The organism is Bacillota bacterium (assembly GCA_009711825.1).
GTDB lineage: Bacteria > Bacillota > Proteinivoracia > UBA4975 > VEMY01 > VEMY01.
Genome location: VEMY01000046.1, coordinates 1 through 24,851, shown reverse-complemented (window position 1 = coordinate 24,851; position 24,851 = coordinate 1). Strand labels below are relative to the sequence as shown.

The window sequence follows — 24,851 nt, the reverse complement described above, 5'->3', positions numbered from 1 at the left end:
CTAATCCGCCCAACGGCGATGAAACTTTGTCGTGGAGGACCACCGGCTACCTCCCAGTAAGCTGGCCAAAACCTGACCGACCCCTAATAGCGCAACCAAAAGCCAAAATGCGAACCAGCCGTGAAGACCAAAATGGAGAGCGGCAGCAATTACACCGCCCAGGGCAGCCAGCCAGAAGCTGCTGCGCAGTTTGTCATAATCAATCCGCCAACTTCTGACCGCCGGCTTTTTAATCAACCCACTTTGGATCAAGAGAACCTGACGCACAAACCCCAGAACCAAAGCCAGGGCAATTAACGCCAGAATCCAGGGAAAATAGTTTGCAATCGTCAACAATAGCAACTCCATCATCGTCGCTCCCCTCTATAAATCCGATATTCGGATACTGCCGTTTACCGAACCTAACTTCAGCTCAATGTCCGCCGAAGCCTCATCATCGGTGGCAGCCCGCAAGAAGTTATTCCCAGGTTTACTTATCTTTTCCTTAACCTTCATCGCCGGATGCTCCATTCGGATGCTGCCGGCGGTGGTTTTTGCTGTGGCAATTATCCCCAGGTTCTCCCGGGAAGGAATGCGCACCTCAACCCTTCCGTTGACAGTTTTCAGCTCATTGCGACTGGTTTCGGCAATGTTATCAATGGTAATACTGCCGTTGGTCGCTTTTCCAAGTAAATTACCCATGCTGCCTTCAACCTTCAAACTGCCGTTGACAGTCTTCGCCTCAACATCATCTGCATTTATGCCATACAAGCGTAATGAACCGTTGGCCGACTGGACCTGACAGCCAGAAAGGTCTAGCTCCCTGATTTCAACGCTGCCGTTGGTTGTTTTGGCCTGGCACAGATAATTATGTTGCCGCGGCAGGCGCAGGCGCATGGAGACCGAGACTTTATTATCCAGTTGACGACTCTTACGGTCTCCTACCATCAGGGAATTGCCTGAGCGAACTACGAACTCTCTGTCGGCGACGATAGCCTCTGCCTGCTCCCGGGTCGTGGCCCGCACAGATAAAGTCAAATCGAGTTGGTAACCCGGCTCATCCCAGGCCTCGACCCGAATGCTGCCATTACGGGTCTGGAGGTCCAAGTCGACTTGCTCGGCCTCAAATTGGCCGGTAAGTGTCTGTTCTAACTTAATGCGATTGGAATCAATATCAAACACTAACGGCAGATTAGAGAGTCCAGAACGAATGGATCCGATTATATCTTCGACAAAATTTCCACCCTGGTGATCACTGTTTGGTTCGGCGGGTGCAGGATCAACACCTTTATCGAGTGCCGCTAACAATTCCTGGGCTTCTTCAGTGGATATTTTGCCAGACTGAAGCATTTCCAGAATCATCTTTTTTTCTTCCGACACCTTCATCACACTCCTTTGCCATGGCAAAATTACAGCTTACGCAATAGGGCAATCGCCTCTTCGGAAGTCAATTTGCCCTGGTTTAAATCCTCCAGGATCTCTTTGCGTTTCTCCTTGAGATCCGGGTCATCCTTAGGTACCGGTTGCGGGCGGTAGCCAAGGGTTTCGATTACGGCCTCCAAACGACTACGTACTGTCGGATAAGAAATCCCCAATTCCTTTTCAACTTCCTTGATATTGCCCCGGCACTTGATAAAGACTTCAACAAAGGCTTTTTGATCGGCGGGCAATTGACAAAACTTGCATACCGTAAACCGTCCATCAATCCCAGTGTTACAGTGGGAGCAGTGGAGACGGGTGACGTCCAGCCCTGAGTTACAAACCGGGCACCTACCTAACATTTGATTACGCATATGACCACTCCTTTCTGTTAGTAATAGCATATCACAACTTTATTAAGTTCAATATTAATTTTCTTAAGAAACAGGATTTACATTTATTATATGCGACTGCCGCCAATCTTGCAAGCCCTAATTTAAAATATTTTAATAATGCCCTTTAAAATATTAATAGGCGCCCATGGGCGCCTACTTGTTTTTACGGAAATAGCGGTAAATCGCTTCTGCAACCGGCCAGGGGATGCCTGGCACAGCGGCAATCTCGGCTACATCCTTTTCCCGCAGTTTTTCCAGACTGCCAAAAGCCTTAAGCAAGGCGGTCCGCCGAGCCGGTCCGACCCCGGGGATTTTATCCAGTTCAGAGCTAAGCGTATTCTTGGTCCGCAGTTTACGATGATAGGTTATAGCAAAGCGGTGGGCTTCATCGCGCAATTGCTGCAATAATTTCAAAGCCGGCTCTGCTTTATCGATAACCAGTGGGGCACTTTGCCCGGGCACAAATACTTCTTCTTCCCGTTTTGCAAGACTGACTATATTAATATCGGCATAACCAGCGTTTTTCATCTCTTTATGGGCAGCGCTCAGCTGCCCTTTGCCACCGTCCACCACCACCAAGTCCGGCAGCAGGCGAAAACCCTCCTTGCCTTCGGTGGCCGCTTCAAACCGCCTTCGCAATACCTGGGCCATTGATGCAAAATCATCAGGGCCGGTCAAATCTCGAATCTTAAAGCGCCGATATTGGCTGCGGGCAGGAACGCCAGCTTCAAACACCACCATAGAAGCAACAGTATCGCTGCCTTGAATATGCGAGATATCGTAGCATTCGACTCGTCGAGGTGGTTGCTCCAAGCCCAGCACCTGTTTTAGCTGCAGAATAATGCTTTCTCCCTGGCTTTGGCTCTCTGCCTCGTTCCGCTGCCGTGAATGCAGCTGTTCCCGCAGGTTCTCCGCTGCCATTTCCAACAAGCGCTTTTTGGTTCCCTTCTGGGGAACCCGTAGTTTCACTGGGCGGCCAGCCTTTTCGGTCAGCCAGGCCGCTAGAACATCCTCTCCCTGGGGCAAATCGGAAACCAGTATTTCCCGGGGAATTACAGTTATCTCTCCATAATAATCGCGAATAAATGCGGCTGCAGCCTCATCTGTTTGGGTAGGCTCTGCATGCTCCAGGACAAAGAACTGATTGCCCAGTACCTTGCCGCCCCGCACAGCCAATAGGTTGACGGCTGTGGCCCCACCATCGCTGCCAACAGCCAACACATCCAGATTCCACTGCTGACGGCTGACAATCCGCTGACTGGCTGCCAGCTTTTCCAGAGCTTCAATCTGATCTCGAATTTCAGCCGCCATTTCAAATTCTAACTCCCTCGCTGCTGCTTCCATGCGTGCCTTAAGGGAAGCAAGCAACTCTTGATGCTTGCCCTCGAGAAACATTATTACCTGGTCCAGCAGCTGTCGGTATTCTTCAGGACTCACCTTGGCCTGACACGGGGCCAGGCAGCGTTTAATGTGGAAATTGAGACAGGGCCGCGGCTTGTTTCGCCAGTCGCCGCAGGTCCGTAGCGGAAATAATTTATTCGCCAAACGCACAGTTTCATTGACCACCCCTGCATTGGGATAGGGTCCAAAATAACGTGCCTTATCCCGCTTCATCTTCCGAACTATTTCCAGCCGGGGGTAATCTTCTTCCAAGTCAAGCTTGATATAGGGATAATCCTTGTCATCCTTGAGGCGGACATTGTAGCGGGGGCGATATTTTTTTATCAAATGGGACTCCAGCAACAACGCTTCCACTTCGGTAACAGTTACAACATAGTCAATGTCGGCGGCGTATTTGCGCAACGTCCAGGCCTTTTGCTCCCGATTGCCCGGACTAAAATAGGAGCGCACCCGATTTCGCAGGTTCTTGGCCTTGCCCACATAAAGGACCTTTCCATCTTGATCCTTAAAGGTGTACACCCCAGGCATCGCCGGGAAATTTTTTGCCTTGGCCTGCAAATCCAATTTACTCGCCTCCCTGCCGGAGTACCGGCGCTAAAAACTGACCGGTATAGGAATCAGCGCAGGCAGCCACTTGTTCCGGTGTTCCTGTGGCAACAACAGTGCCGCCCCGGTCCCCGCCTTCGGGTCCCAAATCGATCAGGTGATCAGCGGTCTTTACCACATCGAGATTATGCTCGATAACCACCACCGTTGCGCCCTCATCAACCAGGCGTTCCAGAACCCGCAGCAGCCGAGACACATCATCGATGTGCAAGCCGGTGGTGGGCTCATCCAAGATGTAAACCGTACCGCCGTTGCTGCGCCGGCTGAGCTCCGTGGCCAGCTTGACCCGCTGGGCTTCGCCGCCGGATAGCGTTGTTGCCGGCTGCCCCAGGCGGATATATCCAAGTCCAACATCGTATATAGTCTGTAATTTGCGTTTTATGCGGGGAATATTGGCAAAGAACTCAAGCGCTTCCTCGACCTGCATATTGAGCACATCGGCAATGGTCTTCCCCTTAAACTTAATCTGCAGTGTTTCTCTATTATAACGGGCGCCATGACAAACCTCACAGGGCACGTAAACATCAGGCAGAAAATGCATTTCTATCTTAATAATCCCATCTCCCCGACACGCCTCGCAGCGGCCGCCCTTGACATTGAAGCTAAAGCGCCCTGGTTTGTAGCCCCGGGTTTTTGCTTCGGTGGTTTCGGCATAGAGTGCCCGAATATGATCAAAGACGCCTGTGTAGGTGGCCGGGTTGGACCGGGGAGTGCGCCCGATGGGCGACTGGTCAATTTCGATGACCTTATTCACCGCTTCCAATCCTTCCAGACGTTCAAACGCCCCGGGCTTGATCCGGGTTGAACTAAGCTGCTGAGCCAGGGCCTTGTACAGCACTTCGGTAACCAATGTGCTTTTACCGGAACCGGAAACGCCGGTAACGCAGATGAATTTGCCCAAGGGAAAGGACACGTCGATGTTCTGTAAGTTGTTTTCCCGGGCGCCGACTACCGTGAGCAACTGTCCACTACCTCCCCGACGCTGGGGCGGTACAGGAATTTGACGGGCGCCGCTCAAATATTGACCGGTTATTGAGCGCGGCTCGGCAATGATTGCCTCCATCGGTCCCTGAGCAATAACTTCGCCGCCGGCGTTGCCTGCCCCGGGCCCGATATCCACAATCCAATCTGCCTCCCGCATCGTATCCTCGTCATGCTCCACCACAATTAAAGTGTTACCCAAATCACGCAGCCTTTTCAGGGTTGCCAACAAGCGGGCGTTATCCCGCTGATGCAAGCCGATGCTGGGCTCGTCAAGAATATATAACACTCCCACCAGGCCGGAACCAATCTGGGTTGCAAGCCGAATACGCTGGGCTTCTCCGCCAGACAAAGTGCCGGCGCTGCGGTCAAGGGTAAGATAATCCAGTCCAACGTCAATCAGAAAGCCCAGTCGTTCATTAATTTCCTTGAGAATTAAGCGCGCTATCATTTGCTCTCGCTTGCTCAACTCCAGTCCGGCGAAATAATCCTGGGCGCCGCTGATGGTCTGGGCTGTGACTTGAGCGATATTCTTGCCGCCGGCCAGCACCGCCAGACTTTCAGGTTTCAGGCGGCGTCCCTGACAGGCAGGGCAAGGACGCTCGCTCATGAACTGCTCAATGAATTCACGGACATCATTGGAACTGGTGTCCCGGTAGCGGTTTTTCAGCCAGCTCAATACGCCCCGGTAGCGGGTATCATAGGTGCGGCTGCGCCCACGGAAAGGGGAGTAGGTGACAGTGAAAGTGCCATCAGTGCCATGCAGTATCAGTTTGCGCTGGTCTTGCGTCAACTTGCTGAATGGCATATCCGGGTCGATATCCCGGGCCGCAGCAACCTGGCGCAGCAGTTGCATGTAGAAGGAATCGTTATTATGGCTCCAGACCGCCACTGCCCCCTGGTTGATGCTCTTGCTCCAATCGGGAATCACCAGGTCAGGGTCGGGCTGTTTGTGGTAGCCGAGCCCGCTACACTCGGGACAGGCGCCAAAGGGACTGTTGAAGGAAAACATCCGCGGCGAAATCTCTTCAAAGCTGAAGCCGCAGGCGCTACAGGCAAAATTCTGGCTGAAGGTGAGATCCTTTTGCTCCTCCAGCAGGTTGACAAACACAATCCCGCCCGCCAACTTCAAAGCGGTCTCTAAAGAATCGGCCAGCCGTTGCTGAATTTCCGGACGCACAACCAAGCGGTCAATTACCACTTCAATATTGTGCTTTTTGTTCTTTTCCAGCTTAATTTCATCCTCCAGCAAATGAACGTCGCCATCAATCCGCACCCGCACATAACCATCCTTGCGCAGAGATTCCAGGGTCTTGACATGCTCCCCCTTGCGCCCCCGCACCATGGGAGCTAGTATTTGAATTTTGCTTCCCTCCGGCAGCTGCAGGATGCTGTCCACCATCTGCTCCACTGTTTGCTGGCTGATGGCAAGCCTACAATTAGGACAATGGGGGTGTCCAATGCGTGCAAAGAGCAGGCGTAAATAATCGTAAATCTCTGTCACTGTTCCCACTGTGGAACGGGGATTGCGACTGGTGGTCTTCTGATCGATGGAAATTGCCGGGGACAGGCCCTCGATGCTGTCAACATCAGGTTTGTCCATTTGCCCGAGAAACTGGCGGGCATAGGCCGAAAGGGACTCCACATAACGTCGCTGACCCTCTGCGTAGATTGTATCAAAGGCCAGGGAAGTCTTACCCGACCCGCTGAGTCCGGTCATAACCACAAGTTTGTCCCGGGGTATTTCCAAATTTATATTCTTCAGATTGTGGACGCGTGCGCCCTTAACAGTAATATTTTTGGCCATGTTTTCGCCTCCGTCATTTCTCGCTCCGCAACTTGATTATTATGTCCCTGAGATAGGCGGCCTGCTCAAACTCCAGCTCCTTGGCAGCATCTTCCATCTCTTTCTCCAGGCGTTTAATCAACTGGGTGCGTTCATCAGCTTCCATAGTTTTTGCTTCATATTTTGTTGTGGACTCGGCTGCCTTTGTCGCCTCGATAACAGCACGAATCCCCTTGTTTATGGTTTGCGGGACAATCCCATGCTTTTCGTTAAACTCAATCTGTAGCTCCCGCCGGCGATAGGTCTCCTCCACCGCCCGCTGCATGGAGTCGGTAACCTGGTCGGCATACATAACCACCCGTCCCCGGACATTGCGGGCTGCCCGCCCCATGGTCTGAATTAACGAACGGTCGGAACGTAAAAACCCTTCCTTATCTGCATCGAGAATTGCCACCAACGAAACTTCAGGCAAGTCCAGGCCTTCCCGCAACAAGTTGATGCCCACCAGGACATCAAACTCGCCTTGACGCAAATCACGGATGATTGCCATCCGCTCCAGGGTATCAATTTCTGAGTGGAGATAGCGCACACGAATTCCCGCTTCTTTGAGATAATCGGTCAGATCTTCGGCCATGCGCTTGGTCAGGGTGGTAACCAGTACCCGCTCCTTCCAGGCTACCCGCTGGCGAATTTCCTCCAGCAAATCGTCCACCTGACCAGTGACCGGCTTAATTTCCACTTCCGGATCAACCAGGCCGGTGGGGCGGATAATCTGCTCCACCATTTGGCTGCTGTGTTCCTGCTCATACGGTCCGGGAGTCGCCGATACATATAGCGCCTGGGGAATTAAGGCCTCAAACTCAGGGAATTGTAAGGGCCGGTTGTCCATAGCTGAAGGAAGCCGAAACCCATGGGCCACCAAGGTTTCCTTGCGGGAGCGGTCGCCATTGTACATACCCCGGACCTGGGGCAAGGTGACATGGGACTCGTCCACAACCAGCAAAAAATCATCGGGGAAGTAATCCAGCAGCGTATCAGGCCGGCTGCCCGGTTCCCGCCCTGCCAAATGCCGGGAGTAATTTTCAATCCCCTGACAGAACCCCATCTCCTGCATCATTTCCATATCATAGCGGGTCCGCTGTTCCAAGCGTTGGGCTTCAAGCAGCTTGCCCTGGGAGCGGAGCAGCTGCAATTGCTCCTCCAACTCCACCTCGATGCTCTGCAATGCCTTATCCATCAAATCCCGGGAGGTAACAAAGTGAGATGCAGGGAAGATTGCGGCATGACTGCGCGCCCCCAGTATCTCGCCAGTAAGAACATCGATTTCTGTTATGCGTTCAATTTCATCGCTAAAGAACTCAATCCGCAATGCCCGTTCGCTGTTTCCCGCCGGGAAAACCTCCAAAACGTCGCCGCGGACACGAAAAGTCCCCCGGTGGAAGTCCACATCATTGCGGGCATACTGCATTTCAACCAAACGCCGCAGCACCTGCTCCCGCTGGTGTTCGCTGCCGGTGCGCAAGGACAGAACATGCTTTCTGTATTCCACCGGCGAGCCGAGGCCGTAAATACAAGAAACACTGGCCACAACAATCACATCCCGACGTTCCAGAAGGGCGCTGGTGGCCGAATGACGCAATTTATCAATCTCCTCGTTTATCGCCGCGTCTTTTTCGATATAAGTATCGGTATGGGGAATATACGCCTCCGGTTGATAGTAATCATAATAACTGACAAAATATTCGACAGCATTCTCAGGAAAGAACTCTTTAAATTCACTGCACAACTGAGCCGCCAAAGTTTTATTGTGGGCAATCACCAACGTCGGCCGCTGCACCGCCTGAATCACATTGGCAACGGTAAAAGTCTTGCCGGAGCCAGTTACCCCCACCAAGGTCTGGTGTCGGTAACTATCCTCGAGTCCTCTGACAAGCTGGTCTATTGCTTTTGGCTGGTCGCCCCGGGGCTGGAACTCGGAAACCAGTTTAAATTTATCTTCCGGCAAGATAATCACTCCTTCAGCAGGATTATACCAGTAATGAATCTTAATTAAAAGACCAGGGGCGAATTTTTGTTCGCCCCTGGTTTACATAATTATCGTTTTCGCCATTGCTCCCATTTGCGGGATAAAAAGCCTTTGCTTTGTAGTTTAAGAAAAGTTCCCTGTTCATCGGGATCAGGCATCGGCACCAGTCCCAGACGACCAGAACGCTGATGAACCTGCACCTGCTTGTGTTCCCCTTCCGGCGAAACCATTTCCAAATCTGCAAGCCCGGGAAAAGACTGCAGCGCTGTTTCCAATTCCCGGCGGGTGTTTACATCATAACCATTGACATTTAAAACTACCCATCCAGTATTCAGTCCCTTGTCTGCGGCTGGCGAACCCGGTAAAACCGTCAACAGGGTGACCCCCCGGGCCCTGCCCCGGTAGCGGGGTTGTTTGGCCCACTCGCGGCTGTTCCCCACCTGAATCAGATATTCGTGCCCTAGGGGCGCGAACAATACCGGCAGCAATTGCAGAAACCGCCAATGGCCAGCAATCAAAGCTAGCCCCAGCAAAACAATGCTGTACAGCAACAAGTTGCGGGCAGAAATCCTGCTTTTCTCTTTGGGACTATGGGCAACTGCAATATCCGAGTACCCCAGGGCAGCAACAATCGGCAACACCGTCAACAAAAGCTCACTTCCCGGCTCGGGCGTAACTCCCGGCTGGAGCAGCGGCCACCAGTCGGGCATGGCAATACTGTCGCCGCTAATTAGCTCCGGACTGACGGACATGGCCAATAACGCCGCCAACGGCAGCGGCCAGAAACGCTGAAGCATAAAGCCACCGACAACCTCACCCCGGGGTGACTCCATAATAATCGGGCTGGCATTGATATGACCGCTGACAAAAATCAGGAAGCTTTCGGTGAGGTGTAGCAGTGCTACCAAGGCCATTAATGAAGGCAAATCTACGGCCATCAGCCCGGCAGCCAGCGGAAAACTCGCCACTGTCGGCACCAATTCGGCCAGGCCTTTGAGCAGCAGACTCAAGACCCCGACAATCCCACCTCCATAGGCAAAGCACATGAACCGGGGGCGGATCATCATCAGCAAAATCACAACCGGCCAAACATATTGAATGCCGGTGGATTCAGACAAGGCAATCCCCAAGCTGACCATCAGCATGCTGGCCAACAGACCGCCAATCAAGCCATATCCCAGTGAGACCAAGGTCTGGCGCAGCGGCCGGGAGAAGGGCATACCAAAGAGCTGAGTCTCCAGCTGGGCCTGACGGTTATGCTGCATGAAAACAATTGTCAGCACTATCATCAACAGGAATGGAAACAAAGTTCCCATGCCGACCCCCAATATAGCGTAAACATAGCTCTGGACAACTAACTCAAACAACTCCCAGAGTGGCGGCATCTCAGTTCTCCTGCCTGATCAAATCCTGAATCAGTTCGCGGGCCTTAGCCAACTGAGTATCTGCATCCCTGGAGTACGTTTCCCATCGCTGGTTCAGTCGCTCGGTAGTCTGGCGGTCGACAAGACCGCTGGCCGACAGATTGTTGGCATTCTGAAACGCCCGTACGGCGGCAACAGTCGCTTCATCATAGTAGCCAGTGGCCTCACCTTGATAGTAATCCAAAGCCTCCAACATCATTTGTAACTGCACCACATTTAATTTATCGTCGCCGGGTTCAATCGTGCCCAAGAACGGCAAGTGGGGCAACCGGGCGGCTGCTTCCAGTTCCACCTCGTAATCGGGAGCGACCCCATTTCCGTCAATCCGCAACCCGTTGGGGGTATAGAACCTAGACATAGTTAGCTTGACAACTGATCCGTCACCCAGCTCGTAATAGCGTTGAATCGTCCCCTTGCCATACGTGTTTGCACCCACCAACACAGCCCCGTCAGAATCCTTAAGGGCGCCGGCAAGAATCTCCGAGGCACTGGCGCTTAACTCATCGACCAGCAAAACCATGGGGTAGCCCCGTTCCCTAAGATTGGAGCGAAACTCGCTGGTTCGCTCACCATCACGGTCTTTGGTATAGACTATCAAGCCCTCAGGCACAACCTGGCGAGCGATGTTGATTGCCACATCCAGATAACCGCCGGGATTGCCCCTGAGATCTAAAATTAATCCATCCATCCCCTGACTCCGCAGATCGGTAACTGCCTGGGCAAACTCTTCGGTGGAGCCGTCGGCAAAACGGGTCAAGTTCAAATATCCAATATCGTTGGTGAGCATCTGATACTCCACTGAACTGCGGTGAATCTCCGCCCGGGTCAGGGTAACGTGAAAGATATTGGCGCGGCCTTCCCGGATAATCCCCAGGGTCAACTCGGTCCCCGCCTCACCGCGGATATATTTGATGGCGTCGTCAAGATTCATTCCCTCCAGATTACGGCCATCCACCTCGACGATTTTGTCGCCGGGCATCAACCCCGCATCTTCTGCCGGAGAGCCACGGAAGGGAGCGAGGATGGTGATGCGGTTGTCTTCCATGGTCACTTCCACTCCGATGCCGGAATAACTGCCTCCGGAGGAGATTTCCATTTCCTCCATTTCTTCCGCGTTCAAGTAAGAACTATAGGGGTCTTCGAGGCTGTCAACCAGCCCCCGCAATGCGCCCTCCAGAAGCTGCTCCCGATCGCTCTCGTTGATGTAGAAGTTTTCGATATGGTAGAGCGCATCGTTCAGTTTTCCCCATTCACCGCTTCGCCACATTGCCTGTTGACTGTTGATGCCCCGGGAATATCCAAACACAAAACCCAGCACACTGCCGGAGGCCAATAGGCCAACCACCAAAATCACAGCCAGCACCTTATAAATACGTTGTTTATTCATGTACAAACACACCTGCCTTCCTAAAACAGAGGCCATCTTGATTAGAGATGGCCTGTAAAACGCTATCTAAAGTATATTCCAAAACGCAGCAACTATTACCGCGTCAACAACGGTTCTGGGTTAACACGCGTGCCGTTGATATAAACCTCATAGTGCAAATGCGGTCCGGTACTGTTTCCGGTGCTGCCGATGTAGCCCACCATTTGACCGGCGGCAATAAAATCGCCCACACTATAGTCCGGTTTTAGATGCAAATGGGCATATCTGGTCCACCAACCGCCGCCATGGTCGATAATCGCATACCAGCCATAGGAATTATTCCAGCCCGCTTCCAGAATCGTGCCGCTGGCAGAGGCGACTGCAATGGCCGGATTGCTTCCGCCGTAATTGCGATGGCCAATACTATTGAAGTGGGGCGGGGCGATATCGATACCATTGTGATTGGGACGGGACGGTGTCCGCCAGCCGCTGATAATGAAGTAAACCTTCGAACCTGTGTCCTGGAGAACCACCGGCCAGAACAGCTGGGAAGGAGCTTCGCCCTCGTTAAACCTACCTTCCTCCTCCATTCGGCGAATCAAGTCCTCCATATGCTTCTCATCTTGCTCGAGACCGCGGATATATTCCTCGGTTTCGCTCATCTGGGCCTGGGCCGCATCCCGTAAACGTTGTTGCTCACTAATCATATCGGAAATACGAACCTGCTCCTGTTCAGCCTTGACCCGGTCCTCAGCAAGCTGATCCCGACGCTCTTCTTGACGCTCTAGTTCCGCTTCCAGAAACGCCTTGTCCTCTTCCAACTTATCCCGGGCAGCCTCGATTGCTTCCACCAACTCCACATCTGATTCAATCAGCGAACGTAAAAATCCAAACCGGGACAAGAAGTCGGTAAAACTGGTGGCAGAGAACAGAACCTCGAGATAACTTACGGTGCCGTTTTTATACATTGATTGCAGACGCGCTTCGAGGTATTCGGTCTGCTCTTCCAGATATGTTTCTGTTTCCTCTATCTCCTTGATGGTTTCTTCAATCTTTTTTGCCTGGCGGGCAATCAGATCTTCCGCTTCACTGATTTCCCTGTTGAGGCGGACTAGAGTCTGTTGCGCGCTGACCAAATCAGACTCCAACCGCTCTAGACGATTGACCAGCCGTTCCAGTTCTGATTGAGCTGCTTCCATTTCCGCTTCCATCTGCTCCCGCTCCCGGCGAATCTCATCCAATTCATCCCGGGCATCGTCTAGACTGGCGAAAGCCGGCAATGCCATGCCGATAACTAAGGTTACAACCAACATCAATACTGTGTATAACTTCCATCTATTACGAGTCACTTTCAAGTCCCCTCCTCCCAAATGCTTCTCTTATAACTGTAGGCCGCCGGGACGCCCCCAGGCATCCCGGAAGCCCGTTTTTATCACCCTAATTGCCCATGTTAACCTATCACCTCACCCCCCGAATTTAGACCTTGAGGAACCTGCGCACCGAAATGCCGCTGCCCACAGCGCCAATCCCGGCACCCATGGCAAATAATATCCTCAGCAGTTCCCTGCTTGCCACCTCCGGCACCACCATCCGCACTGACATGAAATTATGGTACATCCAGGCGCTGGCATTCTGGTAAAGCACGCTGTACCCGTAAAACAGAATCAAGTACGTAATCAGCGCCCCCAAAAACCCAAGGAACACACCTTCGAGAATAAATGGCCACCGGATGAACCAATCGGTAGCGCCGACAAACTTCATGATATTAATCTGACGCCGACGGGAGTAGACGGTGAGTTTAATGGTGTTGGCAATCAGGAACAGCGATATTACACCCAGGAATGCTATGATAGCATAGCCAAACATTTGCACTCCATCGGTAAATGCCAGCAATTGATCGACAATTTCCTGTCCGAAGTCAACACTTTCCACTCCCGGGAGAGCGGCAATTGACGCCGCCAATTGTGCTGTCTGCTCGGGATCATGGGGACGAACCTCAAAACTGGAAGGCAGGGGATTACGCTCCAGACCATCGGTTATGCCGGCCCGGTCGCCCAAGCGTTCCCGCAGTCGGTCCAAGGCCTCGTCCTTGGTGACGTAAGACACCTGCTGCACGCCGTTAAGGGCCGTTAGTTGGGAGCGCAACTCATCCACCGCTTCCGGCTCTTCCTCAGTCTCTTCTTCCAGATAAGCAATGATCTCAACCTGGCTTTTAATTTCATCGGTGATGGCCTGAATGTTGAGATTGATAATCGTAAACGAACCCATAATTAACAACGTAAGGACAACAACAACAATCGAGGCAAAACTCATCCAGCCATTGCGCCAAATACCCACTCCCGCCTCACGGAAGAAATGGGACACGTTTCTAAGCTTCATTTACATACACCCCTCTGTTAACATCGCGGACCAGGACGCCGTCCTTCATTTCCAATACCCGCCTGTTCATTTTGTCAACTACATCTCGGTCATGGGTGGCTATTAACAGAGTGGTACCTTGCATATTAATTTCGTTAAGCAATTGAATGATGTTCCAGGATGTGGTAGGGTCAAGGTTTCCGGTTGGTTCGTCGCAGACCAATAACGGCGGGTTGTTGACAATTGCCCTGGCCAGGGCCACCCGCTGTTGCTCACCGCCGGATAATTGCTGGGGGAACCGATTCGCTTTTCCCGACAAACCGACGATATCTAGAGCCTGGTTTACCATACGACGAATTTGTTTGCCAGGAGTTTCGATAACCTCCAGGGCAAAGGCGACATTTTCCGCCGCCGTTTTCTCCGGCAGCAGCCGGAAATCCTGATAGACAACGCCGGTTTTCCTGCGTAAATAAGGAACGTGCCGGCGCTTCATCCTGCCCAGGTTTTGCTCGTGGACAATAACCTGGCCTGAGCCTGTAACAATTTCCCGAAAGATCAGTTTGAGAATAGATGATTTGCCGGCGCCGCTGGGGCCGACGAGAAACACAAATTCACCTTTATCGATATGGAAACTGACATTGGACAAAGCATTGGTGCCATTGGGGTACGAATAGTTTACATTTATAAACGAGATCAAGTGGTTTTCAGTCCCTTCCCGGAAAATGCTCGGCATGCAATAATTCGACAAGATTTGTTAACAATCCTTCAAAATAATTCGATTCTCTACAAAAAACCGCAAAAATCTTGCTTATTTATTATAAAAAGAAAAACGCTGTCGGGACAAGCCCTTTCAGCGTCTTATTTCCGCCAATTTATGGTTCAGTACCCATATTCGATACTTACTTCGCCGCTATTCAACGCCCGGATTTTTCCAGCAGTGTCCACCACCAGCAACTGCCCCTGTTCATCAATACCCCGTGCCCGGCCCTGGACAACTTTGGCACCGAAGGCCACCCGGACAAATTCTCCAGCCAGCAGATCTAATTCGGACCACTGGCTGGCTAGAGCAAAAAACCCGGCGCTCTGCCATAATCTATAACATCCGGCAAAACTATTCATCACTGCAGCCAGCACCATGCTGCGGCTCAAACCCCTCCCCCGTTGCTCTCGCAGCGAAGTTGCCCGATGCCTAAGATCGTCGGCAAACTCAACCTGATTGACATTGAGGCCGATGCCCGCGACCAGCTTGGCATTGCGCGCTTCACAGAGCACACCGGCGACCTTTTTACCTGCCAGCAAGACATCATTAGGCCATTTTAAACGGGGAGAAAACCCCAGCCCCGCCAGCGCCTTGGCCACCGCTACACCGGTGACAAGTGACAAACTACCCCACTCCAGCGTTTGCCGTTGGGGGAAGAGAACGATGCTGACATAGAGGTTCCGGCCGGGGATCGATGTCCAACTACGCCCCAACCGGCCCCGCCCGCTGCGTTGACTGTCGGCCGCCAGCACCGTGAATTCCGGCCAGTCCCCGTCCAGGGCGGCATTGTTAGTGGAGTCCAGTTGCTCAAAAAAACGCATCTGGAACCCCGGTGGCAGCAAGTCACCGGCAGCGCGTACATCATCAATAATGCTCATACAACCCACATCCCTAAACAACTCTGCTCAATCTATAGTAACCTAAAACCATAAGAAATAAAAGCGGAACCACTAACGGTCCCGCTTTCGTCTGTTGTCCCGCGCCGGAATGGACGCCGCCTTGCGTTCCGCCGGAACGCAATTTTTCCCTCAACCCCTGGGCAGGAGGCCTTTGGGAATATTCACAGGCACATGCTCTGAATAAGGATTGGAGGGATACCTCAGAACTCGTTTCGCTGCCCGGGAGTAAACCAGAAGCGTCACCCCTTTCATCCGCCGCTACCACAGTATACGCACACCTGCCCCCTGCAGCAACCGGGCATAAAAACCATCCTTCAGCCACCGGGCACGTGTCTGTTTATACTTTTTCGGTGGCGATACCAGTCAGATGATCATTGATGTTCTGCTGCTCCAGGTCGGGGTCATCGACGCGCTCGATGGCAACAGCCAGTGTCTCCTGCTTGATATAGTCGGCGAAGTTAGCTACGGCAGCGGCCACTTCGTCATCGCCCTGGAAACGGATGCGGATGTTGTCGGTGACCTGATAGTCCATGCGCTTACGGAGTTGTTGCACTTTGGACACGAACTCCCGGGCCAGCCCCTCATCCACCAGCTCCTGGGTGAGGGTTGTGTCGAGAATGACAAACAAATTGTCTTCCATTGTGACGGTAAACCCTTCCCGGGCGATAATGGTAGCTTCAACCAGCTCACGATTGATTGGGGTGGGTTCCCCGTCTAATTCCACCGTCACCGTTTCACCGGCTTCCAGACGACCGGCGGTTTCAGCGGCATCCAGTTGAGCCAGCGCCCTGCCAAATTGTTTAACCTTAGGGCCCAGGGCCGGCCCCGCTGCCCGGAAGTTGGGCTTTAGGCGGAAATCCATATATGCACTGAGGTCAGCCACAAATTCCACCGTCTTGAGATTAAGTTCTTCCATAATCAACGGCACCAATCCAGTGAGCAGCTCCTGATATTTGCCATCCACCAGAATCTTTTGCAGCGGCTGCCGGACTTTGATCCGTGCCTGCTCCCGGGCTGCCCGGCCCAACCCAACCAAATCCCGAGCCAAGTCCATCCGCTTCTCCACATCCGGATCCAGCAAATCCGAATTGACGCTGGGATAATCGGCCAAATGCACAGATTGGGCGCCGGTCAGCTTTGTATGCAGTTCTTCAGCAAGGAAGGGCGCAAACGGCGCCATCAGTCGGCTTACCCCCACCAAAACTTCATAGGTAGTGTTGTAAACCGATTGCTTGTCGACATCCAGTTCCGAGGCCCAGAAGCGACGACGAGCGCGGCGGATATACCAGTTGGACAAGTCGGCATCGACAAATTCCTGAATCCGGCGCACTGCCCGGGTCAGGTCGTAATTATCCATGGCTTTAGTCACCTCGCCGGCGACGCTGTTGAACTTTGAAAGCACCCAACGATCAAGCTCCGGCCGGTCCGTATAGGGAACAAAGAACTCCGTCGGATTAACACCGTCGGTATTGGCGTAGAGGGCAAAAAATGCATAGACATTGCGTAAAGTGCCAAAGAATTTGCTCTGGACCTCTTTCAAACCATCGACATCAAACCGGGTCGGAGTCCAAGCCGGCGAGACATGCAGCAAATACCAACGCAGGGCGTCAGCGCCATACTGCTCGAAAAGCTCAAAGGGATCAACCGTATTGCCCCGGGATTTGGACATTTTCTTGCCGTCTTTATCAAGAATGTGATCGTTGACCAACACCCGCTTATACGGGGAGACACCTTTGACGAAAGTCGCGATTGCCAGTAGCGAGTAAAACCAGCCCCGGGTCTGATCAATACCTTCGCAGATAAAGTCCGCCGGGAACTGTTCCTCAAACCGTTCCTCATTCTCAAACGGCCAGTGGTACTGGGCAAAGGGCATGGATCCGGAGTCAAACCAACAATCGATTACCTCCGGCACCCGGGTCATTACGCCCTGGCATTTTTCGCAGCGCAGATGGATATCGTCCACGTGGGGACGGTGCAGCTCTATTGTTTCGTCGATATCTTCGACCGCCATTTCAATTAATTCCGGCCGGGAACCGACAGAGGTTGTGTGTCCACACTGACAACGCCAGATATTCAGCGGCGTTCCCCAATAACGCGTCCGGGACAAGGCCCAATCGTTGAGATTCTCCAACCAATGACCAAAGCGTTTTTCTCCTACATAATCGGGATACCATTCCACGCTCTTGTTATTTGCAAGCAATTGCTCCTTGAGCTTGGTCATCTCGATATACCAGCCGGGCTTGGCGTAGTACAAAAGCGGGGTAGTGCAGCGCCAACAATGGGGGTAATTATGCTCCATTTTTTGCTTGTGGTAGAGCTTGCCTTCGCCGTGCAGCCATTTGATGATGTCCACATCGGCATCAACAACAAACTGTCCCGCCCAGGGAGTAATGCTGTATTTGCCGGTCTCATCAACCGGGTTCAAAACCGGGAGATTGTAGCGGCGTCCCACCTGATAATCATCTTCGCCAAAGGCCGGGGCCAGGTGAACAATACCGGTGCCGTCACCAGTGGTGACGAAATCGGCGACTGTCACAAAGAACGCCTTTTCCCCAGTTTTAACAAAGGGCATTAGTTGTTCGTATTCGACAAGTTCCAACTGCTGGCCAGGCAGTTCTTCGAGGATTTCAAATTCTTCGCCCAACACCTGCCGGGCGAGTTCCCGGGCGACAATGTAAACATTGCCTCCCTGCTCAGCCCGAACATAGGTGACCTCCGGGTGGACAGCCAACGCCACGTTGGCAGCCAGCGTCCAGGGGGTGGTGGTCCAGACAAGAAAATATTCATTCTCCCTATCCCGACGCTTAAAGGGCACGATTACCGTGTTGGACTTGATCTCTTTGTAACCCTGGGCAACCTCGTGGGATGCCAGTCCGGTTCCGCACCGCGGACAGTAGGGCAGCACTTTATGGCCCTCATAGATCAAGCCCTCTTTGTTAAATTTATCGAGGATCCACCACACAGACTCGATATAATCATTGTTCAAGGTGATATATGGATCCTCTAAATCAAGCAAATACCCCATGCGACGGGTCATATCGCGCCATTGTTCCTCATAGGTAAAAACTGACTGCCGGCATTTTTGGTTAAAATCTGCGAGGCCGTATTCTTCGATATCCTGCTTGCCGGACAAAGACAATTGCTTTTCGACTTCGATTTCCACCGGCAGGCCATGGGTGTCCCAACCCGCCTTGCGCCGGACCATATGCCCGGTCATAGTTTTATACCGACAAACTGAGTCCTTGAGGGTCCGGGAGATGACATGATGGATGCCAGGCCGGCCGTTAGCTGTAGGGGGGCCTTCATAAAAAACAAATGCAGGCTTATCCCTGCGGCTCTCCACGGATTTGTTCAACAGGTCAATCTCGTCCCAATGGGTTGAAATTTTATCTTCCCGCCGGGCCACCGGTTGCGCAGATAATTCTTTAAACCTTTTCATACAATCACCTTCTTTGCTAAAATAAAAAAACCCGGGCATTTGCCCAGGGACGGTTGTTACCGCGGTACCACCCTAGTTACGAATCTAATCATCCGTCACTCAAAACATTTAACGCATGTCTGCGGATTGCCCTACTGAATTCAGGCAATCAGCTCCAGGGTGATCTTCACATGGGAGGGCAGTCATAATCTTGCAGCCATGGATTATGTCTCTGAAAAAGCCGGTTCCCTGTTACTGTCCCCTTCTCAGCCATCACATTTTAATCTGATTATTACTTATTGTAGCCCCGAAACCAGTAAAAAGTCAAGGGTTCGCGGGTGTTATGATATAATTTGTCCAGCGAGGTGGTAAATATGTCCGAAAAATTGCGCAAGCGGGTTGAGAAATTGCAAGCAACCCTCGCCTCCCGGGATGCGGACTTATTAAAACTCAACTTATTGAGCCGAATCCTCTCCCTGCCGGAGCTGAGGTCATGTAGCGACTGTGGACACTGGCTTGAGAAGATCGACACCCGCCTGGAGGCCGTGGATTCAGACCCGAACCGGCGCACCCGGCGCCAATACAAGCAGGCGCTAACTGCAACAATGGCACATCTTAGGGACTCTCACCGCCTTTACCCCCAGGGCGAACCCCAAAGCAACTGGGTCGGGATTGGCATACTCCTTGGCACCATCGTCGGTCTCTTGTTCCTACACGATTTTGTGCCCGGCTTTTTTACCGGCCTTGCCATGGGAGTAATAATCGGCGCACTGCGGGAAAAAACGTTGGAACGACAAAACCGTCTCTATTGACGCCCGCGCAACGTGCGGACAATCTCTGCACTCACCTTGTCGCCAACAGCCAGTTCTTTGTCGGCCCAGGCTTTTGCAGCCGGCGTATTGAGCGAATCCCGGATTTGCTGACGCAATTCCCTGTCTTGGGTATTTAAAACTGCGTGCTCCATGCCTTTCCATTCAGGTGCTCCCATGGCCACCTGCACCGCCAAGTGATGCATGATTCCGGCCAGGGATAGCTTGCTTAATTTGTCGGCATCCCAGACAACCGCCGCCAAAGCATCGGTCAACGGCTTATCCCGCACCAGCCCGACATGGAGGCTGATTGCGCGTTTTACATTCAAGACGTCGGCGGTCGGCAGCCCGAGCCCAGACAAAAATTCTGCCGCTTCGTCGCCCCCCCGGACCCCATGGTTTTGAAACCTTGCCTCATTGTCCTCTTTACTCAGCCGGGGATTCCAGATTTTTGCGATATCATGAAGCCACAGGGCAATGCGCGCCAGGCCGGGATTTACCGCCGCGGCGGAGGCCAAAACTCCCGCGATTGCCACCGCCGTCCGGGTATGTTCCAAGCGATAATCAAACACCAGGGCTCTCTCTTTTCCTGCATTTAAATAGTCCATATGCTCCCGACACCGGGCTTCAATATGATCCCGGACTTGGGACTCATGCTGTTGATAACTCACCTAATCACCCCTCATCCATTAAAAGGGTAGACCAAAATAGCCGGTCTGTCCAGACCTGGGAGGTTTAAACATGAAAGAACGAATCCACCAGTTGTTAGATGATCTGAGCAAATTCCCCAGCATCTCCGCCAGCGCCGCCGAAGCAGAAATTGGCCGCCATATCCATGAAATTCTGGCGAAAAACCAGTATTTCCGCAGACATCCCGCGTTCCTGCAGTTGGACATCATCGAAAGCGGAGAACAACCGGCAGTGGTCAGCGCCCTACTGCAGGGTCGCGGGAGCAAGACGGTTGTGCTCCTCAATCATCACGATGTGGTCGATGCCGCAGATTACCGGCTCAACCAATCCCTTGCCTTTAATCCCCGGCAACTGACCCAAGCCTTTGCACAACAACCCGGCAATTTGCCGTCCCAGGCACAAGTGGACTTGAATACCGGACAGTGGCTGTTTGGACGCGGGGTCATGGACATGAAATATGGCATTGCTCTGCAAATAGCGATGCTGGAGAAGCTTACTGCCACCCCGGAGAACCTCCCAGGCAACGTCCTTTTCCTTTCGGTACCTGATGAAGAGAATAACTCCCTGGGTATGCGCCATGCTGTGGGCGTACTCCGCCGCTGGCAGCAAGAATATAGCTTGGATTTTGTCGGGTATATAAATTCTGAACCCTGCGACAGTGACGAAGGTTATCACAGCATTCAAACTGGCAGCGACGGCAAGCTGCTGCCCTTAATCTACTGTGTCGGTCAAGAGACCCATGCCGGCGCACTTTATCAGGGCCTGAACAGCAATCTGCTGTTGGCAGAAGTGATTCGGCTGCTGGAACTGAACCCCGGTTTTTGCGACAGCGTTGCCGGATTTCACACCCTGCCCCCGACAGTGTTAAAATGCGGCGACCTCAAACCGGGCTATAATGTCTCTACACCCACGGCTTCCTACGCCTTTTTTAATATCTTTACCCTGGCGGCCACACCGGAAGCAATCACTAACAAACTGACAACCCTATGCCGGCAAGCGTTTGAAAACTGTCTGGAAAAACTGTCCCGCTCCCTGAGCGCGTATAACCGGCTGAGTGGCGAGAATATTGCCGGGCCAGAATTTTCAACCCGGGTTATGACCTATGCCCAATTGGTGGCAGCATGTAAGGATGCCCACGGGCAAAAATTTACCAATGCCCTGGCCAAGTTTTCGCCATGCCCGGGACTAGATGACCAGCAGCACTCGCTGGAAATACTTAATTTTGTTCATCAATTCGCCCCGGATTTCGGCCCTAAAATAATTGTCGCCTTTGCTCCGCCCTTTTATCCCCCTGTCCGCAATCAACGCAAAACCGACAAGGAGCATAAAATGTTGGCGGTGGTAGAAGATTTGCAAGCCTATGCCCGTAAGCACGCCATAGAACTCCGTCATGAAGAGTATCACCGAGGCATTTCCGACCTGAGTTTCTGCGGACTGCAACAAGCGGAACAAACAATCACCAGCCTCAGCGATAATTGTCCGGGCTGGGACCAGTGGCTGATGCCCTTCGCCGACATAGAGAAACTGTCGGCACCGGTGTTGAATCTAGGCCCCCGAGGCCGAGACTTTCACAAACAAAGCGAACGCCTCCACCTGCCCTTTGCGCTGGCAACGGCGCCAACGTTACTGGAATTTGTAATTACACGCTTATTAACTTCAGATTCCACGGCAAGCTGACACCAAACAGCTTGCTTTTTTTGTTAGGACACCTGGTCAAATTGATAGTGCAAGCACACAATTTGCCCAGCTCAATATTATGATAATGAAGTTTCAAATCAGGAGGCTAAACAATGTCCAAAAGAAAATTGCTTGCTGTGTTGCTGCTTGCAGTCTCGCTGGTGGCATTCTCTGCGCTTGCTGGATGCTCTCAAGAGGATGAACTTACCAAAGTCCGCCTCAATGAGGTAACCCACTCTGTGTTTTATGCGCCGATGTATGTGGCCTTAAACCAAGGTTTTTTTGAAGAGGAGGGGCTTGACGTAGAGTTAACCACCGGTCAGGGGGCAGACCATGTGATGACAGCCCTCTTATCAGGCCAAGCTGACATTGGTTTCATGGGGCCCGAAGCATCAATCTACGTTCACAATCAGGGCCAGGAAAACCACGCCGTCAACTTCGCTCTGCTCACCCAGCGGGATGGGTCATTTCTTGTGGCACGGGAGCCGATGCCCGATTTCACCTGGGCAGATGTAACTGGCAAATCGATTATCGGCGGTCGTCCCGGTGGTGTGCCGTTGATGACCCTGGAGTATGTCCTGAAGAACAACGGCATTATTCCGGGCGAAGATGTTGAGGTGCTCACCCACATCCAATTTGCCCTGATGGGAGGCGCCTTTACCGGAGGCGAAGGTGATTTCGTCACTTTGTTCGAACCGGTGGCAGCGGAACTGGAAAAGGAAGGCGAGGGCTATGTTGTGGCTTCCGTGGGCGCAGAAAGCGGTGAAATCCCCTATACCGCATTCTCTGCGTTAAAGAGCTATATTGAGGAAAACGAAGATGTGATTCAAAGCTTCACAAACGCAATCTACAGAGCCCAAATCTGGGTTCAGAACAATACCCCGAAAGCTATCGCCGAGGCGATCGCACCATCCTTCCCCGATGCCAACCTGGAAATCCTGACAACGGTGGCGGCCCGTTACAAAGAAATTGATGCCTGGACGACAACACCGGTATTTCCGGAGCACGCCTTTGATCGTCTGCAGGATGTAATGGAATTGGCCGGGGAACTGGAGCAGCGGGCGCCATTCGCTGAATTGGTGACCAACGATTTTGCCCAGCAGGCCCTGGAAGCAGTCAAATAACTTTTGCTAAAGGAGGGCAGTTACTTGAAAGCTAATCCCTTGGTTCAAGTGCAAGATGTCGCCATGAAATTTCACAGCCCGGAGGGGGAAACTACTGCCCTCAACAACGTTTCCCTGGAAGTATCCAAAGGTGACTTTATCAGTATCGTCGGTCCCAGCGGCTGTGGAAAATCCACTTTGTTGAATATCATTGCCGGGTTAATCAAACCAACCCGGGGAACGGTATCGATTAGTGGTCAGCAAGTCCGCGGAGTCAATGCCAGCGTCGGATACATGCCCCAGTCCGACCAACTGTTTGAGTGGCGCTCAATCTGGAAGAACGTTACTATTGGCCTGGAAGTGCAAAACAAGTTGACTGATGAAGCCAGGAACTATGTCAAAGAACTGCTGACCAGATATGATCTCTGGGAATTTAGAAGTTCATACCCAAGCCAGCTCTCGGGTGGCATGCGTCAACGGGCAGCCTTGATTCGCACCTTGGCAATAAACCCGGAAATTCTGCTGCTGGACGAAGCATTCTCCGCCCTGGATTATCAAACCCGGCTGATAGTCTCCGATGAGGTAAAGAGGATTATCCTCAGGGAAAGAAAGACTGCGATCCTGGTCACCCACGATATCGCGGAGGCAATCAGCATGGCAGACAAGGTAATCGTTCTCTCCGGCAGGCCAGGAACCGTTAAAGCTGTGCACCCAATCGTGCTTACTTGCGCCGACCGCACTCCGCTGAAGTGCAGAGAAGCTCCGGAGTTCCGAGATTATTTCAATACAATCTGGAAGGAGCTTGATATCGATGTCCAGTAAGTCGGCCAACGGTGTGTCCAGAGAGCATGCGGCGTATCTCAAAACTGTTAAACGAAACAAAGCGAAGATCATTGCCTGTCAGATACTCTTGTTGATTTGCTTCCTACTCATTTGGGAAGGGGCGGCCAGAATTGGTTTAATCAACCCCTTTATCACCAGTCAGCCATCGCGAATTGTCACAACTCTGGTTAACTTATATAATGAGGGACAGCTGTTTTACCACACAGGGGTCACCATCTTTGAAACTGTTGTGGGTTTCACTTTAGGTACCATATTTGGTACGGTGATTGCGATTATCCTCTGGTGGTCCGATTTCCTGGCCAAGGTGCTGGACCCCTACCTGGTGGTCCTAAACAGCCTGCCCAAGATTGCTCTGGGGCCAATTCTAATTGTCTGGATCGGCAGCGGCATGTCGGCGATTATTGCAATGGCATTGTTGGTTTCTCTGATTGTAACAATCCTCGGTGTATACACCGGTTTTGCCCAGGTAGATCCTGAGCGGATAAAACTAGTCAAGACCTTTGGCGCCAGTAAATTGCAGATCCTGCAGAAAGTGATATTGCCCGCCAGCGTTCCGACAATCATTTCCGCATTAAAAATTAACGTTGGCCTCTCTTGGGTAGGGGTGATTGTCGGCGAATTTCTGGTCTCCAAAGCTGGTCTTGGATATCTGATAGTTTACGGCGGGCAAGTGTTCCGGCTGAACCTGGTCATGACCAGCGTTATCATCCTCTCAATCGCTGCCGCCATCATGTACCAGGCCGTAGTTCTGCTGGAGAAGCTGTTCATAAAATGGCAACAATAAGGGGCTGTCGCAAAACGTTTAATTATTAACGTAGGGCGATAGCTCTTTTCTCTTGTTTTTTGCCACGATTAAGGCTTATCTCCCCAGTTGTGCTCTGTTTTTGGGCATAACAAAACAGGGGAAGGGG

The 24,851-nt window shown here is 52.3% G+C and carries 19 protein-coding genes; 5 read left to right on the top strand and 14 right to left on the bottom strand.

Annotation, left to right across the window (positions count from 1 at the left end; genetic code table 11):
- The 13 genes from FH749_13010 to FH749_12950 form a co-directional block, all read right to left on the bottom strand.
- On the bottom strand, positions 1–351 hold the full coding sequence (locus tag FH749_13010; GenBank protein MTI96373.1) for a hypothetical protein: 351 nt from the start codon (positions 349–351) through the stop codon (positions 1–3).
- 12 nt (positions 352–363) lie between these two features.
- The gene (locus FH749_13005; protein MTI96372.1) at positions 364–1,368 is read right to left on the bottom strand and encodes a hypothetical protein; all 1,005 of its coding nucleotides are present in this window, start codon (positions 1,366–1,368) and stop codon (positions 364–366) included.
- A gap of 20 nt (positions 1,369–1,388) precedes the next feature.
- The gene (locus FH749_13000; GenBank protein ID MTI96371.1) at positions 1,389–1,772 is read right to left on the bottom strand and encodes a DUF2089 domain-containing protein; all 384 of its coding nucleotides are present in this window, start codon (positions 1,770–1,772) and stop codon (positions 1,389–1,391) included.
- Between the two features lie 174 nt (positions 1,773–1,946).
- Positions 1,947–3,722: an excinuclease ABC subunit UvrC gene (gene uvrC, locus FH749_12995; protein MTI96370.1), complete on the bottom strand. Its 1,776-nt coding sequence runs from the start codon at positions 3,720–3,722 to the stop codon at positions 1,947–1,949.
- A 37-nt stretch (positions 3,723–3,759) separates the two neighbouring features.
- Positions 3,760–6,588 carry an excinuclease ABC subunit UvrA gene (uvrA, locus tag FH749_12990; protein MTI96369.1) on the bottom strand — a complete coding sequence of 943 codons (2,829 nt, stop codon included), beginning with the start codon at positions 6,586–6,588 and terminating at the stop codon, positions 3,760–3,762.
- A 13-nt stretch (positions 6,589–6,601) separates the two neighbouring features.
- Positions 6,602–8,572, bottom strand: a complete 1,971-nt coding sequence (gene uvrB, locus FH749_12985) for an excinuclease ABC subunit UvrB (GenBank protein ID MTI96368.1) — start codon at positions 8,570–8,572, stop codon at positions 6,602–6,604.
- Positions 8,573–8,661: 89 nt separating this feature from the next.
- Positions 8,662–9,978: a PDZ domain-containing protein gene (locus tag FH749_12980; protein ID MTI96367.1), complete on the bottom strand. Its 1,317-nt coding sequence runs from the start codon at positions 9,976–9,978 to the stop codon at positions 8,662–8,664.
- 1 nt (position 9,979) lies between these two features.
- A complete protein-coding gene (locus FH749_12975; GenBank protein MTI96366.1) occupies positions 9,980–11,440 on the bottom strand; it encodes a PDZ domain-containing protein in 1,461 nt (486 codons plus the stop codon).
- A gap of 59 nt (positions 11,441–11,499) precedes the next feature.
- The gene (locus FH749_12970) at positions 11,500–12,738 is read right to left on the bottom strand and encodes a hypothetical protein (protein MTI96365.1); all 1,239 of its coding nucleotides are present in this window, start codon (positions 12,736–12,738) and stop codon (positions 11,500–11,502) included.
- 121 nt (positions 12,739–12,859) lie between these two features.
- On the bottom strand, positions 12,860–13,762 hold the full coding sequence (locus FH749_12965) for an ABC transporter permease (GenBank protein MTI96364.1): 903 nt from the start codon (positions 13,760–13,762) through the stop codon (positions 12,860–12,862).
- Positions 13,752–14,438 (bottom strand): cell division ATP-binding protein FtsE, encoded by a 687-nt coding sequence (gene ftsE, locus FH749_12960; protein MTI96363.1) that lies wholly within the window; start codon positions 14,436–14,438, stop codon positions 13,752–13,754. The genes FH749_12965 and ftsE overlap by 11 nt, the downstream gene beginning before the upstream one ends.
- Positions 14,439–14,620: 182 nt before the next feature.
- Positions 14,621–15,379, bottom strand: coding sequence for a biotin--[acetyl-CoA-carboxylase] ligase (locus tag FH749_12955; GenBank protein MTI96362.1), 759 nt, complete (start codon positions 15,377–15,379; stop codon positions 14,621–14,623).
- A gap of 358 nt (positions 15,380–15,737) precedes the next feature.
- Positions 15,738–18,839 (bottom strand): isoleucine--tRNA ligase, encoded by a 3,102-nt coding sequence (locus tag FH749_12950; protein MTI96361.1) that lies wholly within the window; start codon positions 18,837–18,839, stop codon positions 15,738–15,740.
- A gap of 353 nt (positions 18,840–19,192) precedes the next feature.
- Between FH749_12950 and FH749_12945 the strand changes: the two genes are divergently transcribed.
- A complete protein-coding gene (locus FH749_12945) occupies positions 19,193–19,630 on the top strand; it encodes a hypothetical protein (protein MTI96360.1) in 438 nt (145 codons plus the stop codon).
- Here FH749_12945 and FH749_12940 read toward each other — a convergent pair.
- A complete protein-coding gene (locus FH749_12940; GenBank protein ID MTI96359.1) occupies positions 19,624–20,298 on the bottom strand; it encodes an HD domain-containing protein in 675 nt (224 codons plus the stop codon). The genes FH749_12945 and FH749_12940 overlap by 7 nt on opposite strands.
- Before the next feature lie 70 nt (positions 20,299–20,368).
- Here FH749_12940 and FH749_12935 point away from each other — a divergent pair, with 70 nt between their 5' ends.
- The 4 genes from FH749_12935 (at position 20,369) to FH749_12920 (ending at position 24,724) form a co-directional block, all read left to right on the top strand.
- Positions 20,369–21,994: a M20/M25/M40 family metallo-hydrolase gene (locus FH749_12935; protein ID MTI96358.1), complete on the top strand. Its 1,626-nt coding sequence runs from the start codon at positions 20,369–20,371 to the stop codon at positions 21,992–21,994.
- A gap of 113 nt (positions 21,995–22,107) precedes the next feature.
- The gene (locus tag FH749_12930; protein MTI96357.1) at positions 22,108–23,118 is read left to right on the top strand and encodes an ABC transporter substrate-binding protein; all 1,011 of its coding nucleotides are present in this window, start codon (positions 22,108–22,110) and stop codon (positions 23,116–23,118) included.
- Positions 23,119–23,181: 63 nt separating this feature from the next.
- Positions 23,182–23,919 carry an ABC transporter ATP-binding protein gene (locus FH749_12925; GenBank protein MTI96356.1) on the top strand — a complete coding sequence of 246 codons (738 nt, stop codon included), beginning with the start codon at positions 23,182–23,184 and terminating at the stop codon, positions 23,917–23,919.
- Positions 23,909–24,724 carry an ABC transporter permease gene (locus FH749_12920; protein MTI96355.1) on the top strand — a complete coding sequence of 272 codons (816 nt, stop codon included), beginning with the start codon at positions 23,909–23,911 and terminating at the stop codon, positions 24,722–24,724. Before FH749_12925 ends, FH749_12920 begins: the two co-directional genes overlap by 11 nt.
- Positions 24,725–24,851 lie beyond the last annotated feature (127 nt).

Coding starts and splice junctions, on each gene's coding strand:
- FH749_12955 (MTI96362.1), bottom strand. CDS start 15,379: ATGAGCATTATTGATGATGTACGCGCTGCCGGTGACTTGCTGCCACCG.
- FH749_12945 (MTI96360.1), top strand. CDS start 19,193: ATGTCCGAAAAATTGCGCAAGCGGGTTGAGAAATTGCAAGCAACCCTC.
- FH749_12920 (MTI96355.1), top strand. CDS start 23,909: ATGTCCAGTAAGTCGGCCAACGGTGTGTCCAGAGAGCATGCGGCGTAT.
- FH749_13000 (MTI96371.1), bottom strand. CDS start 1,772: ATGCGTAATCAAATGTTAGGTAGGTGCCCGGTTTGTAACTCAGGGCTG.
- FH749_12975 (MTI96366.1), bottom strand. CDS start 11,440: ATGGCCTCTGTTTTAGGAAGGCAGGTGTGTTTGTACATGAATAAACAA.
- FH749_12935 (MTI96358.1), top strand. CDS start 20,369: ATGAAAGAACGAATCCACCAGTTGTTAGATGATCTGAGCAAATTCCCC.
- uvrC (MTI96370.1), bottom strand. CDS start 3,722: ATGCCTGGGGTGTACACCTTTAAGGATCAAGATGGAAAGGTCCTTTAT.
- FH749_12925 (MTI96356.1), top strand. CDS start 23,182: ATGAAATTTCACAGCCCGGAGGGGGAAACTACTGCCCTCAACAACGTT.
- uvrA (MTI96369.1), bottom strand. CDS start 6,588: ATGGCCAAAAATATTACTGTTAAGGGCGCACGCGTCCACAATCTGAAG.
- FH749_13010 (MTI96373.1), bottom strand. CDS start 351: ATGATGGAGTTGCTATTGTTGACGATTGCAAACTATTTTCCCTGGATT.
- FH749_12965 (MTI96364.1), bottom strand. CDS start 13,762: ATGAAGCTTAGAAACGTGTCCCATTTCTTCCGTGAGGCGGGAGTGGGT.
- FH749_12950 (MTI96361.1), bottom strand. CDS start 18,839: ATGAAAAGGTTTAAAGAATTATCTGCGCAACCGGTGGCCCGGCGGGAA.
- FH749_12930 (MTI96357.1), top strand. CDS start 22,108: ATGTCCAAAAGAAAATTGCTTGCTGTGTTGCTGCTTGCAGTCTCGCTG.
- FH749_12980 (MTI96367.1), bottom strand. CDS start 9,978: ATGCCGCCACTCTGGGAGTTGTTTGAGTTAGTTGTCCAGAGCTATGTT.